The 13,293-nt window shown below is 72.1% G+C and carries 16 protein-coding genes; 10 read left to right on the top strand and 6 right to left on the bottom strand.

Features of this window, described 5'->3' with window-relative positions:
* Positions 1-13: 13 nt before the first annotated feature.
* A complete protein-coding gene (locus ACZ34W_RS25865) occupies positions 14-970 on the bottom strand; it encodes a class I SAM-dependent methyltransferase (protein ID WP_465607462.1) in 957 nt (318 codons plus the stop codon).
* A 395-nt stretch (positions 971-1,365) separates the two neighbouring features.
* Between ACZ34W_RS25865 and ACZ34W_RS25860 the strand changes: the two genes are divergently transcribed.
* A complete protein-coding gene (locus tag ACZ34W_RS25860; protein ID WP_465607460.1) occupies positions 1,366-2,421 on the top strand; it encodes an aldo/keto reductase in 1,056 nt (351 codons plus the stop codon).
* A gap of 50 nt (positions 2,422-2,471) precedes the next feature.
* On the opposite strand, the gene ACZ34W_RS25855 is transcribed toward ACZ34W_RS25860, so the two are convergent.
* Positions 2,472-3,374: an NAD(P)-dependent oxidoreductase gene (locus ACZ34W_RS25855; protein ID WP_329488995.1), complete on the bottom strand. Its 903-nt coding sequence runs from the start codon at positions 3,372-3,374 to the stop codon at positions 2,472-2,474.
* Positions 3,375-3,471: 97 nt separating this feature from the next.
* On the opposite strand from ACZ34W_RS25855, the gene ACZ34W_RS25850 reads away from it, so the two are divergent.
* Positions 3,472-3,831 (top strand): winged helix-turn-helix transcriptional regulator, encoded by a 360-nt coding sequence (locus ACZ34W_RS25850; protein WP_465607458.1) that lies wholly within the window; start codon positions 3,472-3,474, stop codon positions 3,829-3,831.
* Positions 3,832-3,935: 104 nt separating this feature from the next.
* On the opposite strand, the gene ACZ34W_RS25845 is transcribed toward ACZ34W_RS25850, so the two are convergent.
* Positions 3,936-4,358 carry a DUF350 domain-containing protein gene (locus tag ACZ34W_RS25845; protein ID WP_465607456.1) on the bottom strand — a complete coding sequence of 141 codons (423 nt, stop codon included), beginning with the start codon at positions 4,356-4,358 and terminating at the stop codon, positions 3,936-3,938.
* A 160-nt stretch (positions 4,359-4,518) separates the two neighbouring features.
* On the opposite strand from ACZ34W_RS25845, the gene ACZ34W_RS25840 reads away from it, so the two are divergent.
* Together ACZ34W_RS25840 and ACZ34W_RS25835 are read left to right on the top strand one after the other, a co-directional pair.
* A complete protein-coding gene (locus ACZ34W_RS25840; RefSeq protein ID WP_352291219.1) occupies positions 4,519-4,866 on the top strand; it encodes a hypothetical protein in 348 nt (115 codons plus the stop codon).
* Between the two features lie 5 nt (positions 4,867-4,871).
* Positions 4,872-6,101: a glutathionylspermidine synthase family protein gene (locus ACZ34W_RS25835; protein ID WP_352291220.1), complete on the top strand. Its 1,230-nt coding sequence runs from the start codon at positions 4,872-4,874 to the stop codon at positions 6,099-6,101.
* Between the two features lie 63 nt (positions 6,102-6,164).
* Here ACZ34W_RS25835 and ACZ34W_RS25830 read toward each other — a convergent pair whose 3' ends face one another.
* Positions 6,165-6,650: an LURP-one-related/scramblase family protein gene (locus tag ACZ34W_RS25830; RefSeq protein ID WP_329488990.1), complete on the bottom strand. Its 486-nt coding sequence runs from the start codon at positions 6,648-6,650 to the stop codon at positions 6,165-6,167.
* A gap of 182 nt (positions 6,651-6,832) precedes the next feature.
* Here ACZ34W_RS25830 and ACZ34W_RS25825 point away from each other — a divergent pair, with 182 nt between their 5' ends.
* Both ACZ34W_RS25825 and ACZ34W_RS25820 read left to right on the top strand, forming a co-directional pair.
* Positions 6,833-7,315: a GNAT family N-acetyltransferase gene (locus ACZ34W_RS25825; RefSeq protein WP_465607556.1), complete on the top strand. Its 483-nt coding sequence runs from the start codon at positions 6,833-6,835 to the stop codon at positions 7,313-7,315.
* Positions 7,316-7,508: 193 nt separating this feature from the next.
* On the top strand, positions 7,509-8,663 hold the full coding sequence (locus tag ACZ34W_RS25820; RefSeq protein ID WP_329488989.1) for an acyltransferase family protein: 1,155 nt from the start codon (positions 7,509-7,511) through the stop codon (positions 8,661-8,663).
* 1,050 nt (positions 8,664-9,713) lie between these two features.
* On the opposite strand, the gene ACZ34W_RS25815 is transcribed toward ACZ34W_RS25820, so the two are convergent.
* Together ACZ34W_RS25815 and ACZ34W_RS25810 are read right to left on the bottom strand one after the other, a co-directional pair.
* Positions 9,714-10,184, bottom strand: coding sequence for an NUDIX domain-containing protein (locus tag ACZ34W_RS25815; RefSeq protein ID WP_465607453.1), 471 nt, complete (start codon positions 10,182-10,184; stop codon positions 9,714-9,716).
* Between the two features lie 4 nt (positions 10,185-10,188).
* Complete coding sequence (locus tag ACZ34W_RS25810; protein ID WP_465607451.1) at positions 10,189-10,932, bottom strand: XRE family transcriptional regulator; 744 nt, start codon at positions 10,930-10,932, stop codon at positions 10,189-10,191.
* 146 nt (positions 10,933-11,078) lie between these two features.
* On the opposite strand from ACZ34W_RS25810, the gene ACZ34W_RS25805 reads away from it, so the two are divergent.
* The 4 genes from ACZ34W_RS25805 to ACZ34W_RS25790 all read left to right on the top strand — a co-directional run bounded on the left by ACZ34W_RS25805 (position 11,079) and on the right by ACZ34W_RS25790 (position 13,015).
* Positions 11,079-11,333: a hypothetical protein gene (locus ACZ34W_RS25805; protein WP_465607449.1), complete on the top strand. Its 255-nt coding sequence runs from the start codon at positions 11,079-11,081 to the stop codon at positions 11,331-11,333.
* Between the two features lie 492 nt (positions 11,334-11,825).
* Positions 11,826-12,344: a hypothetical protein gene (locus ACZ34W_RS25800; RefSeq protein ID WP_465607447.1), complete on the top strand. Its 519-nt coding sequence runs from the start codon at positions 11,826-11,828 to the stop codon at positions 12,342-12,344.
* Positions 12,299-12,781 carry a protein-L-isoaspartate O-methyltransferase family protein gene (locus ACZ34W_RS25795; RefSeq protein WP_465607445.1) on the top strand — a complete coding sequence of 161 codons (483 nt, stop codon included), beginning with the start codon at positions 12,299-12,301 and terminating at the stop codon, positions 12,779-12,781. Before ACZ34W_RS25800 ends, ACZ34W_RS25795 begins: the two co-directional genes overlap by 46 nt.
* 33 nt (positions 12,782-12,814) lie before the next feature.
* Positions 12,815-13,015, top strand: a complete 201-nt coding sequence (locus ACZ34W_RS25790) for a hypothetical protein (protein ID WP_465607443.1) — start codon at positions 12,815-12,817, stop codon at positions 13,013-13,015.
* The last annotated feature ends 278 nt before the right edge of the window (positions 13,016-13,293 follow it).

The following is a 13,293-nucleotide window of genomic DNA, read 5'->3' as shown; positions in this document are numbered from 1 at the left end:
CGGGCGGTCCCCGTCAGGCCGTGCCGGTCGCCCGGGCGGTGTGGACGGTGATGGCGGTGAGGTAGAAGGCGTCGGGGCGGTTCAGGATGCCGGTCGGCGCCTCGCGGTCGAGCAGGGCGTCCAGAGTGGCCAGGTCCTCCGCGTCCAGGCCCGCGTCCACCTGGGCGCGGCGGCGCTCCAGATGGGCGTACAGGTGCTCGCGCCCCGGGGCGGCGAGCGGGGCCGGCCACTCCACCAGGAAGGTGCGCGAGCCGGCCGGGGTGAGGCCCGCGCGGGACAGCATGCCCGGCCAGTCCTCCACCTCCGCCACGGAGCCCGGGAGTTGGGCGCGCATGGCGGCGAAGACGTCCTCATGGGCCGCGTCCAACCGGGCCTGCAGGCCGGGGCGGCCGAGGCCGAGGTCACGCGGCAGGAAGCGCAGCGGCAGACCGCGCTCGGCTACGGCGAGCAGACCGCCCGGACGCAGCGAGCCGGCCAGCTCGGTCAACGCCGCCTGCTGGTCGCCGAGATGGTGGATCGCCTGGGAGGACCAGATCAGATCGGCCGTGCCCAGCCCGCCGAACTCGGCGGGCAGCTCGGCCTGCCGGGCGGTGACACGGCCGGACGAAAGGGCCACCGCGCGCTCCAGCAGGGCGGCGGACTGGTCGACGGCGACCACCTCGGCGGCCGGGAAGGCATCGGCGAGCACGGTCGCGACGACCCCCGGGCCGCTGCCGATGTCGAGCACCCGCCCCACGGGGATGCCGTCCATCAGCTCGCCCAGCCACCCGGCGGCCCCGACGAACGCGGGGGTGTTCAGCTCGCCCTCGCGCTCCAGGTAGGTGACGAGCGCCGCCCAGTCCGGCTCGGACCCGGAGCCGTGGTGGCCGTGATGGTGGCTGTGGCCATGGCCGTGCGCGTCGGCGTTCGCCGACTCGGGGGCGGGGGCGGGAGCGGGGGCGGGCGCGTCGTGGTGGTGCGGGCGGTGCATGGGGTGCTCCGTTCAGGTCGGTGGCGGCTTCGGCGCCGGCGTCGGCATCGGCATCGGCATCCGGACCGGCGGCTTCACCGCACGGCGGCGGGTCCGGCGAGCCCGGCAGCGGGTCCGGCGGCGGACCGCACCGGTGCGGTCGCCGGCACCGCCAGCCTGCGACGAGCCCCGCATTATCGGCAAGCTATGTTGCCGTTTCCGCAAACCGTGCCCCGGCCGGCCCCGGTGCGACACCGGACGAACGCGCGGCGGCCACCGGGGTCACGCCGGAGCCGGTCACCGACGGGACGCCGCCGCCCCTTGCCCTGGAGTGCACTCCAAGATCTACCGTCGGGGGCGAGCGACCCGGCTCCCGGCCGGGGACGGCCACCCACCACAGCAGGGGGACCAGCACCATGCGCTACCGCATCCTCGGCGGCACCGGCATCGAGGTCAGCGCCTACTGCCTCGGCACCATGATGTTCGGAGCGGTCGGCAACCCCGACCACGACGACTGCGTCCGCATCATCCACACCGCCCTCGACCAGGGCATCAACTTCGTCGACACCGCCGACATGTACTCGGCGGGCGAGTCCGAGGAGATCGTCGGCAAGGCGCTGCAGAGCCGCGGCAACCGCGACGACGTCGTCCTCGCCACCAAGGTGCACTTCCCGATGGGCGAGGGCCGCAACCGGGGCGGCAACTCACGGCGCTGGATCATCCACGAGGTGGAGGAGAGCCTGCGCCGGCTGCGCACCGACCGGATCGACCTCTACCAGGTCCACCGGCCCGACCACACCACCGACATCGAGGAGACCCTCTCCGCACTCGGCGACCTCGTCACGGCCGGCAAGATCCGCGCCTTCGGCTGCTCGACCTTCCCCGCCGCGGAGATCGTCGAGGCGTACCACGTCGCCGAGCGGCGCGGCCTGCCCCGCTTCCGCACCGAGCAGCCGCCGTACTCGCTGCTCGCCCGGGGCATCGAGCGGGACGTGCTGCCGACCGTCCAGCGGCTCGGCATGGGCGCGCTGACCTGGAGCCCGCTCGCCTCCGGCTTCCTCACCGGCCGCTACCGCAAGGGCCTCCCGATCGACCTCGGCACCGGCCGGGCCGCCCTCCACCCGGGCCGCTTCGACCCCGCGCTGCCGGTCAACGCGGCCAAGCTGGACGCCGTCGAGGAGCTGACCGCGCTCGCCGAGGACCTCGGCCGCACCCTGCCCGAACTGGCCCTCGCCTTCCCGCTGGCGCACCCGGCCGTCACCTCGGTGATCATCGGCCCGCGCACCGGGGAGCAGCTGGCGGCCGCCCTGAAGGGCGCCGACCTCACCCTGGACGACGCCGCCCTCGACCGGATCGACGCCATCGTGGCGCCCGGCACGAACGTCTACCACCCGGACGGCGTCTGGCAGCCGCCCGCCCTCACCGACGCGGCGCTGCGCCGCCGCCCCGCGACCGACCGCGCGGCGGGCTGAGGGCGCGGCGGGCTGAGGGCGGCGCGCGCCGGCCCGCCCGCCCGCTCCGCCTACCGGCGAAGCAGGTCGACCACGCCGGTCAGGTCCTCCGCACCGGAGCCCTCCGCGAGCCGGCGGGCCATCAGCGCGAAGTACGGGGCGAGCAGCTCGGCGCTGACACCCTGCTCCTCGGCGGTGCGCAGGAAGGTGGGCGTGCCGGCGACCTGCATCGCGAGGTTGGATACCACGCCCACGGTGTAGTCACCGCCCTCCAGCTGCAGGGCGGTCCGCGTCACCGAGCCGGCCATCGCCCGGAGCCAGGAGGTCAGCAGCGGCGCGAGGTCGCTCGGGGCCACCGCCTCCCCGCCGATCAGCGCGAAGGCGTGCGCCACCCCGGCGAACATGCCGTACATGGCACTCAGCAGCGCCACGTCGTACAGGGCGGCGAACCCGGCGTCCGCCCCGACGAAGCGGGTGCCGGCCGGGACGGACAGGGTGTCGCGGTGCTCCTCGAACAGCGCCTGCGAGCCGCTGTAGAAGACGTACGGACCGGCCTCGGGAACGCCGATCATCGGCGGGACGGCCATGATCCCGCCGTCCAGGTAGCGGCCGCCGCGCTGCTCGACCCACGCGGCGCGGGCGCGGGCCAGGCCGGGGGTGCCGGTGACGAGGTCGACCACGTCCCGGCCGGCCAGGTCGACGCCGTCCAGCGCCGCCTCGACGGAGGCGTCGTCGAGCAGGCAGACGACCACCAGGCGGTTGGCCGCGACCGCCTCGGCGGGGGTGGCGGCGACGGTGGCGCCCAGGGCGGCGAGCGGTTCGGCCCGCGCGGCGGTGCGGTTCCAGACGGTCAGCGGATGCCCGGCGGCGAGCCAGGTCCGGGCCAGCGCGGTGCCCATCGCGCCGAGGCCGAGCAGGGTGAGGGAGGGAGCGGGGGTGGACTTCGACACGGGGTCAACGCTGTTCTCTGCCATGCCGATCAGGCTCGTCGCCCGGGCCGCCGGCCGACAAGTACGCACCTCGGAGTGGGTGGTTACCCTGGGGTGAGCGAGCAGGTCGGAAGGGGTGGGCATGGCGACGGTGCCGAGGCCGGGCGGGTACGTCTGCGGGATCGACGCGGCGATGGACGTGATCGGCGGCAAGTGGAAGGTACTGATCCTCTGGGCGCTGGACGAGCGGCCGAACCGCCGCTTCGGCGAGCTGCGCCGCCTGGTGCCGGGGATCACCGAGAAGGTGCTCGCCGCCCATCTGCGCGAGTTGGAGGCCGACGGCATCGTGCACCGCGAGGCGTACGACGAGGTGCCACCGCGCGTCGAGTACTCGCTGACGCCGGTCGGGGCGCGGCTCAACGCCGCGCTGGCACCGCTGGGGGCCTGGGGCCGCGAGCACGTCCTCGGCGGGGCCCCGCACCCCGGCGGGGGAGCCGCGTAGGGCCCGGACGGCGCGGGTCGAACGGCGCGGGTCGGACGGCGCGGGTCGGACGGCGTGGTCCCGGACCCGCAGGGGGGGCGGGCGCCCGGGCCTCCGACGGCGGCTCAGGCGATCGCGGCCGCCACGATCGCCGCCACCGCGATGTTGCAGCTGGCGGTGACCCAGACCGCCGGGTGCGGCTCGGGGTCGACCAGGATCGCGCCGAGCCTGCCGGGCGTCAGGACGTCCACCGCCCAGAACGCGACGGCCATCAGCACCAGGCCCAGCAGGCCGAAGCAGGCCGTGGAGACGAGGCCCTTGCCGAAGTCCTCGTAGGTGTACATGATCGCCGTGAAGACGATGCCGCCGATGCCGAGCAGCGCGGAGCTGAGCACCGCGGCGGCGTTGCGGTTGCGCTCCACCCAGATCTGGTGGCCCAGCTTGCCGGGCGTCAGGACGTCGACCAGGCCGACGCCGAGGAGCAGCAGCACCACACCGACGGCGCCGAAGGCGGCCGCCGCACCGAGGCCGTGCAGGATGTCGTTCATGGGTGTTCGTCCCCCGTGTCCGCTCACTGGAGGCCGCCCGGTCCGGCTCGGCCCGGTCCGACCGTCAAGGATCGGCAAAACATATCCCATCGGGCGTGGCCGGAACAGGAATCCGAGGCCCCTCCCGTACCATCCCGGCCCACGCGTACCATCGGGCGCCATGACGCCGTCCCAGTCCCCCACCACAGCCACCGGCACCGGCAGCCCGGGGCCGGACGCCCGGCGCCGCTCGGGCTTCGTCACCCTCGGCATGGTCGGCACCCTCGCCCTGGCGCTCTCCGGCTGCTCCTCCGGCGGCGGCACCCCGCCGAGCCGCTGCGTCGACCCGACGACGCTCAAGGTGCTCGACAGCCACGCGTGCGCGGGCGGCACCACCGCCGCCGCCGGCCGCTGGTACTACTGCGGCTCCGGCGGCACCACCGCGCTCGGCGGCACCTTCGACAAGGCCGCCACCAAGCGCGGCGGGTTCGGCTGCCCCGCCGGCTCCAGCGGCTCGGGCGGGGGCTGACCCCGGTGCGCCGCAGAACCATCGCCCCGCGCCCGGACTGGCTGGCCACCGTCGAGGGCCAGGGCCTGATCTACGCCATGTGCTCCGACCCCTGCAACCAGGGCGGCCCGCACGCCTACTGGGACGAGAGCGGGTACTACGAGTTCTCGCTGCCCGAGGTGGAGGCGCTGGAGGAGGTGGTCGAGGAACTGCACCTGATGTGCCTGGCGGCCGCCGACCACGTGGTCCGCACCGGGCGGTTCGCGGACTACGGGATCACCGACCCCCGGCTCGCCGCGACCGTCGCCGAGTCCTGGCGGCGGCGCGCCGAACAGCCGGCCCTCTACGGGCGCTTCGACCTCGCGTACGACGGCACCGGACCGGCCAAGCTGTTCGAGTACAACGCCGACACCCCGACCTCGCTGATCGAGGCGGCCGGCCCGCAGTGGTTCTGGATGGAGGAGCGCTTCCCCGCCGCCGACCAGTGGAACTCGCTGCACGAGCGGCTGGTCGCGTCCTGGGCCCGGCAGAAGCACCTGCTGCCGTCCGGCCCGGTGCACTTCGCCCACTCGCGCGGCGACACCGAGGGCGAGGACTGGATGACCACCCTCTACCTCCAGGAGTGCGCCGAACAGGCCGGCATCGAGACGGTCGGCATCGCGATGGAGGACATCGGCTGGGACGGCCTCTCCGGCCGGTTCGTCGACCTCGAACACCGCTTCATCCGCTCGGCGTTCAAGCTCTACCCGTGGGAGTGGCTGGCCGAGGACGAGTTCGGCGAGCAGCTGCTGGACGTCATCGACCACGGCGGCGGCACCGGCTCCACCCTCTGGATCGAGCCGGCCTGGAAGATGCTGCTCTCCAACAAGGCGCTGCTGGCGGTGCTCTGGGAGCTCTACCCGGGCCACCCCAACCTGCTGCCCGCCTACCTGGACGGCCCGCGTGAACTCGCCGACCCGGGCGGCCCCGGGTACGCGGCCAAGCCGCTGCTCGGCCGGGAGGGCGCCGGCATCCGGATCGTCGGGCCGGACGGCGCCGAGACCCGGCTCGCCGACTGGGCCGGCGACCCGGACCGCTACGGCGCCGAGGGCCACTGCTACCAGCAGTACCACCCGCTGCCCGACTTCGACGGCAACCGCCCGGTGCTCGGCACCTGGGTGATCGACGGCGAGGCGGCGGGCCTCGGCATCCGCGAGACGGACGACAGCCCGATCACCCACCAGGGCGCCCGCTTCCTGCCGCACGTCATCGTCTGACCGGCCCGTGAGGGGTGCGGGTGCGGGACCGGCCGGTCCCGCACCCGTCACGGACCACCCGGGTCAGTCCTGCGCCGTCAGGTGGTCCACGCAGGCGGCGACGGCCAGCAGCAGCCCCACGTCCGCGCCGTCGGCCACCTCCACGCCGTAGGTGTCACGGATCCGGAACCACTTGCGGGAGATCCGGGCGAGCTCGTCGCCGTGCTCGTCCTCGATCCGGTAGTCCTTGTCGATCAGGTCCCCGTGGACCTTCAGCTCGCCGCCACCGGCCAGCTCCACCAGGTACTTGTCGCGGAACGGCGTGAACAGCTTCTCCCGGACGGTCGCCACCACCTCGCCGTCGGCGTCCTCGATCCTCATCGCGTCCCGGACGGTGAACGCCTTCTCCTTCACCACCGCGACCACCCGGCCGTCGGCGTCCTTCAGCTCGAAGGTGTCGCGCAGCCGCAGCACCTTGCCGTCCACCAGGAACGCCTTGTGCCCCTGATCGTCCTCGATCCAGTAGTCGTCACCGATCGCGAACAGCTTCTCCCTGACCAGGTACCGCATACCGCCTCCTTCGCGTGGACGTGCGATCCATTCGACCCGATCGGCCTCCCCGTGCGAAGCACCGCCACACGACGGAGTTGAATGGGCCCGTGGACCAGTCCGATCCGTCCGACGTCACCGCTGCCGCAGCCGTCACCGACGACACCGCCGACACCGCCGTCACCGCCGTCACCGCCGCCGTCCTGCGTGCCGAGCGCCTGGACCTGCTGCCGATCGGCCCCGAGCACGCCGAGGGGATGGCCGCCGCCCTCGCCGACCCGGACCTCTACACCTTCACCGGCGGCGGACCGGCCACCGCCGGTGACCTGCGGGCCCGCTACGCCCGGCTCGCGGCAGGCTCTCCCGATCCCGCCGAGGCCTGGGGCAACTGGGCGCTCCGGCTGCGCGCCGACGGCCGGCTGACCGGCTACGTCCAGGCCACCATCGGCCCGGACACCGCCGAGATCGCCTGGGTCCTGGGCACCCCCTGGCAGGGGCGCGGCCTCGCCACCGAGGCGGCGCGCGCCCTGCTCGACCACCTCCGGGCGTCCGGCGTCACCACCGTCCTCGCCCACGTCCACCCCGACCACCGGGCCTCCGCCGCCGTCGCCCGGGCGCTCGGCCTGCGCCCCACCGACGAGCGGCAGGACGGCGAGGTCCGCTGGCGCTCGGCGCCGCGGTCCTGAGCGCGGCCCGGTCCTGAGCGGATCCACTCCCGAGCGCGGTCCGGTCCCGAGCCGGCTCCGGGCACACGGAACCGTCACACTCCACCACCGGATGGTCAAGAACGGCCGCGGTCGGCCATGATGTCGCTGCCCTGACCGTCGGTGCCCGCACGGGTGCCCCGGCGACGACGCCCCGCCCGTCCGGAGACTCCCCATGCGCCGACTGACCCATGCCGAATTCCTCGCGATGCGGCGGTTCGACGCGCTGGACGGACTGCGCGCCGTCGCCGCCGTGATCGTCGTCTTCTTCCACTACGGCGGCCCGCAGTCCCGGTTCCTCTCCGGCTGGATCGGGGTGCACGCCTTCTTCGTCCTCTCCGGCTTCCTCATCACCACCCTGATGCTCCGGGAACGGGACCGGACCGGGCGCATATCGCTGCGGAACTTCTACATCCGGCGGGTGTTCCGGATCGTGCCGCTGTACTACCTGGGGCTGCTGATCACCATGGTCGCCGTCTACCGCTCCGGCCACGGCTGGGCGGTGCTGATGGACCACCTGCCGAACTACCTCGGCTTCATGAACGAGTACCACCTCGCCGGCGACACCCCGTACCTGCACACCTGGACCATCGGCATCGAGCAGAAGTTCTACCTGGTCTGGCCGCTCGCGCTGATCCTGGTCGGCCTGATCTCCGACCGGCTCCGCATCCCGCTCGCCGTGGCCGCGATCGCCCTCGTCCTGGTGCCGTACAACGAGACCTGGAAGGGCATGGGCCTGCACTACTCGGTGCTGCTGATCGGCGCGCTGCTCGCCGTCGTGCTGCACAGCCGCCGCGGCTTCGCCCTGCTCAGCCCGCTGACCCACCCGGTGGTCGGCGCGGTGGCCGGGGCCGGCTTCCTCGTCCTGCACGCCCACCTGCCGGACCTGACCGACCACTTCGGCAGCGAGCAGCCCACCGTCTTCCTCTTCGGCCTCGGCGTCGCCCTCCTGCTGCCCACCCTGCTCGGCCCCGGCCCGGGCCGCCTGCTGCTCTCGCTGCGCCCGCTGGTCTTCGTCGGCGAGCGCTCCTACGGCCTCTACCTGCTCCAGGCCTCGGCCGTCAGCCTCACCGCCGCCCTGGCCCCGTGGCTGCCCGGCGGCACCCCGACGTTCGCCGCCGCCGTCTGCCTGGTCGCGCTGGCCGCCGCCGACCTACTGCACCGCCGCCTGGAGACACCGATGATCGAGGCCGGCCGCCGTCTGATCACCTGGTGCGACACCGTCTCCCGACGGGCCCGCCCCACCGTGCCCGCCCCGGCCGTCGCCCCCGACACCACCGCCGACCCCCCGGCCACCCCCGCCCTCGCCGGCAGCCCCCGCCCGGAGTGACCACCCGCCGGAAGCCCCCGGCCCCCGGGCGCACTCCCCCGCCGACCGCAGGCGCTCAGTCCTCCACAGAGCCCGACCCGGCCGAGCCGGCGAGGGCTACCAGCACGACGGGGAACGGCACCAACAGCGACAGGTCGGGGTGCCCGCGGCAGGGGTGATGCGGTTCCCCTGCCACATAGACAAGCCCGCTGACCCAACGGCAGAGGTGCGCGGTACCGGCCCTGACGGGACATCGGCCGCAGAGATCCCCGGTTCGACTCCGGGGGCGGGCGCGTTGTCGTAGAGCATCTACGCGAAGTGCGGCACGACCCAAAGCCCTGGATCAGAAGTTCTATAGAACCGCTGATCCAGGGGCACCAGGACGACGACCACGGGGGCGGACATGCGCTGTATCGATTGCACCGAGACCGCCACCCCTCGGGGGCGTTGCGAGGGCCACCACCAGGCGTACGCGGGGCGTGCGAGCGTCCGTGCCCGGCAAGCCGTGATAGCCCGAGGGAACTAGGCTGCTGCTCGGCTCAGGAAGGCACTTCGCCGGGCCGGCCCATCCGTCGTGCCTACCTGTCCGCCCACTCGTGGTGTGTGCTGTGTGGTCGCTCGGCCGTGGTCGCTCGGCCGTGGTCGCTGACCACTTCCCCGAGTCGCGCCGCTCGCTGGTCGCCCGAGGCGTGGCCGATCCGGACGCTTGGCATCGGCTCCGTCCGCTGTGCACTCAGTGTCACAGCCGCGTGACCGCGCAGCACCAGCCCGGCCGTTGGGCTGCTGAAAGAGTCAAGCCGACAAGGCTCTGACCTGGGCTTTTACCAGGGGGGTACCCCCTGCCCCTCCCGACCCTGACCGGCAGGGAGGGGGAACTCGCTTGGTTAATCACGCCGCTTTGGTGGGCACTGGGCTGGGCAAGGGGACATATAGCCGCTCCCTTCAAAGCTTGAAATGGGTCACAGCCCGGTGAATTCCGCGAATACTGACAGCTGGGGCCGCCGCGCATGGCCCTGTATCTTCCTTGCCCCATGGGGCGGTCGATACGGGGCCATTTGTCGTGTCGCTGACCTAGCCGAGATGAGGGCTGGCTCGGTTTTCCAGAAAGTGTTGCAGCCGAAGCTTCTGAGTGTGATGCATCGGCAAGTTGCCAATGTCCTCCGGAGCTACGAACTGAAGATCGGTCGACTCGCTGGAGATGCGGAGTTCCCCGCCTGTGATGCGTGCGGTGAAGCAGACGTTGAACTGTTGCCGCACCTCGCCATCCGAGTAAGCGATCACGTGTCGCGGATCGGTGTACGTGCCGACGAGTCCAGTGATCTCGACGTCGAGACCGGTCTCTTCACGGACCTCCCGAACGGCCGTTCCCGGAAGCGACTCACCGAGATCCATCGTGCCGCCAGGCAGCGCGTACAGACCATTGTCGGTACGTCGTTGAAGCAGGATGCGCCCTTCACCATCGGTCACCACTGCGGACGCTGCCACCACCAGCCGGTTTGGCTTGGGCGCGTTGGGATCGTCATAGAACTCGGTGCGTGCCACGTGATCAGCTCTCCTCAACGGTTCGGGCGGCGTTCCACACTGCGTCGAAGCTCGCAGCATAGGTGTCGAACAGCGTCCCTGCGCCGGTCCTCCGCAGATGCCAGACCGGGGCTCCGAAGGCGTTGACGCCCCAGACATGTGCGTTCACCAGGACCTGGTCATCTGCTCGGTAGAGGCTGTTGTAGAGCGTGGTCCCGTGGGTGCGGATCTCGATGCCCGGCGTGCCGAGCAGCGGGCGGTAATGCATGAAGGCGAGCCTGCACCGGGACTCGATGCCGTGGCCGAACCGCTCTTCCTCCCCGCGTTGCTTGACGTTCTCACTGTCGGCATCGCCGAGGGCGATCCGGACCACGCATCCTTCGGCGGCGCGCTCACGAAGTAGATCGTTGAGCCGAGGGTAGGCCTCGTGCAGGAACACAGCCGCGTAGACCAGCACGTCGATGCGCTCCGTGGCCTTTCCCAGCAGGTCCACGAAGACGGATACCGGCAGGTCGGCTCGCTGTTCGTACAGGGCGACCAGTTCGGGGCTTATCGCGCGTGCAGCGCGCGGCTGCCGCAGGCTCGGCCACAGTGCGAACATGTCTTCTCCGAGGGCTTCGGCAGCCAAGCGGGCTGTGCCTAACCGAGGCGTGCGGTTCTGGTTGGCCCACCGCTCAACCGACTTGGTGTCAACGCCGGCTCTCTCGGCTAGGGCTGAGCACGTCCAACCGCCCGACGCCATAACGTCTTTCAGTCTCTCGTTCGGCATCTCGCTTGTCTCCCCGCACATCACGGACCTTTGGTAGGGACGTTCTACCGCACGGGGGACGTTCTGAAGTGTCCCTTGCGCGAGGTTCCACCGTCCCGGGTGACTGCCCGATCTTGGTGTCAACTCGGCGGAGAGGAGCGGAGGCAGTGGCACCGCGCAAAACAACCCGGACGATCTACAGGCCCAAGGTCGGCGAGGTGGTCAGGGACCGTGCCCACAGGGGCGTGGAGGGCACTTACATGGGCACCCAAGGCGGCATGGTCTACCTTCGCCCCCGAGGCGGCGGGCAGGAATGGGAAACCTATCCGAACGAGATCGAAGCCTTGCCGGACGGCCCGGAGCTGATCGCCGTGATGCGACCGAGTGCGCCGCGCTGTACTCCGGAGCGGGTTGCACCGTGAGGCCATCGCGCCTGGTCATCGTGGGGCGTGTTGTCCGGGCGCTGGCGACGGAGCCCCGCAATACGATCGCGTGGGGGTGGGGCGCTTATGTCCAATTCACTTGGCCTGTAACGATGTTCAGTCCGTATCGCAGGAAACTGGCCCGCCGGATGAAGCTCCGTCGAGGGCTCGACCAGCAGATGCGTGGGCGCCCGAGACGTGCAACCGGCGCTGATGCCTGACCCTTATGAGCCACCGGTGTTCGGTATCGGTGGCCTGTGGGTGAGGCAACGCCGGGCGCGCGACGGCCTACCGGCCCCCGTCCCCGCAAGGGGCGGGCCGCACGACCCGGCGACCACCCGGCCGCCGGTTCCGCCGATGCAGGGAGGTAACTCTCATGCTCAACGCCGATGGCGGGCACGGGGGCAACCCGGCCCCGATCCAGCCCCCGCCGCCTCCTCCACCGCCGTCCCCCGACGGTAGTTCGCCGCCCGGAGACGGGGGCCACCGGAAGTGACTGAGACCCTCCGCGAGGAGGGTGCGGACCGCCCTGGCTCCAAGCTGGGGCGGTTCCTGCTCTCCACCGGCCACATGTCCCCGGACTGGGCAGGCACGTTCAACGCCGTGCCCCGCTCGCTGTTCACGCCCTCGCGCGTCTGGTCGCACGACATGGCCACCGGCCGCAGCGTGCTGGTGGACCGGGACGCGGACCCGGCCGGCTGGCAGACCGTCACCGAGGCCAACGTCCCGTTGGTCACACAGTTCGACGACGGCAAGCACGATGGGCCCGATCCGGGCACTGTGCCGACCAGCAGTCTCAGCATGCCGAGCGTCGTCATGTCGATGCTGCGCGACCTGGACGTGAAGCCGGGCATGCGGGTGCTCGACGCGGGCACCGGGTTCGGGTGGAATGCGGCGCTGCTTGCTCACCGCCTCGGCTCACGGCAGGTCGCCTCAGCATCGAGTACGACCAGGACGTGTCAGCCATGGCCGCCGAGAACATGGCGCGCGCCGGACTCGCACCCGAACTGATCGCCGGCGACGGCCAACTCGGCTGGCCCAAGGGCGGCCCCTACGACCGGATCATCGCGACGTACGGAATCCGCAAGATCCCTCAGGCGTGGATCAGGCAGTCTCAGACCGGCGGCGTCATCCTGGCCCCATGGGGAACCGACTTCAGCCCGCTGGACGCCGTGGTGAAGCTTCACGTCGGCCCCGATGACACGGCATCCGGCCGCTTCACCGAGATGGTGGAGTTCATGAAGTCGCGGAACCAGCGCCTCACCTTGCCCGAGCACGTTGCCTACGTCCCGGAGTTCCCCGGCAACGCCGATACGAAGTACCGGACGACGCTTACGGAGGACGATCTCGGCGGGCGCTGGGCAGTCCAACGGTTCGTTACCGGGCTGGCCGTGCCGGACGTGACGCACCTGGTCCACCACCAGGACGAGGACACCACCGTGGCGTAGTTCTACAGCCTGTCCGACCGGTCATGGGCGGCCGTGGCGTGGCGCAAGGACCAGCCCGAAACCACCGTGTACCAGGCCAGCCCCCGGAGGCTCTGGCAGGCCGTAGAGCGTGCGCTCAACTGGTGGCACGACCAGGACAGGCCCGAGCTGCCCCGGTTCGGCCTCACGGTCGGGCCGGACGGCACCGTGCCATGGCTGGACAGCCCGGACAACCCGGTGCCGATCCGAGGCTGACCGCACCTGCCCGGCCGCCATGCGCCCCCCACGGAGCGGCCGGGCTCGCCGGCGGTCCGGTCAGTGCGCCGCCCCATGGCGCATGGCCGGGACGCGGCTTGCGCCGCACATCCAGCGGCAATCACCCACTGCCGCCCTGCCACAACGGCCAGGCACCCGGAATGCGGACCCCCGAGGTCCTGACCGCACCTGCCCGGCCGCCATGCGCCCCCCACGGAGCGGCCGGGCTCGCCGGCGGTCCGGTCAGTGCGCCGCCCCATGGCGCATGGCCGGGACGC

The organism is Kitasatospora sp. NPDC022856, assembly GCF_055561235.1.
The sequence above is the reverse complement of the archived record's forward strand: the minus strand, read 5'-3'. Positions and strand labels throughout refer to the sequence as shown.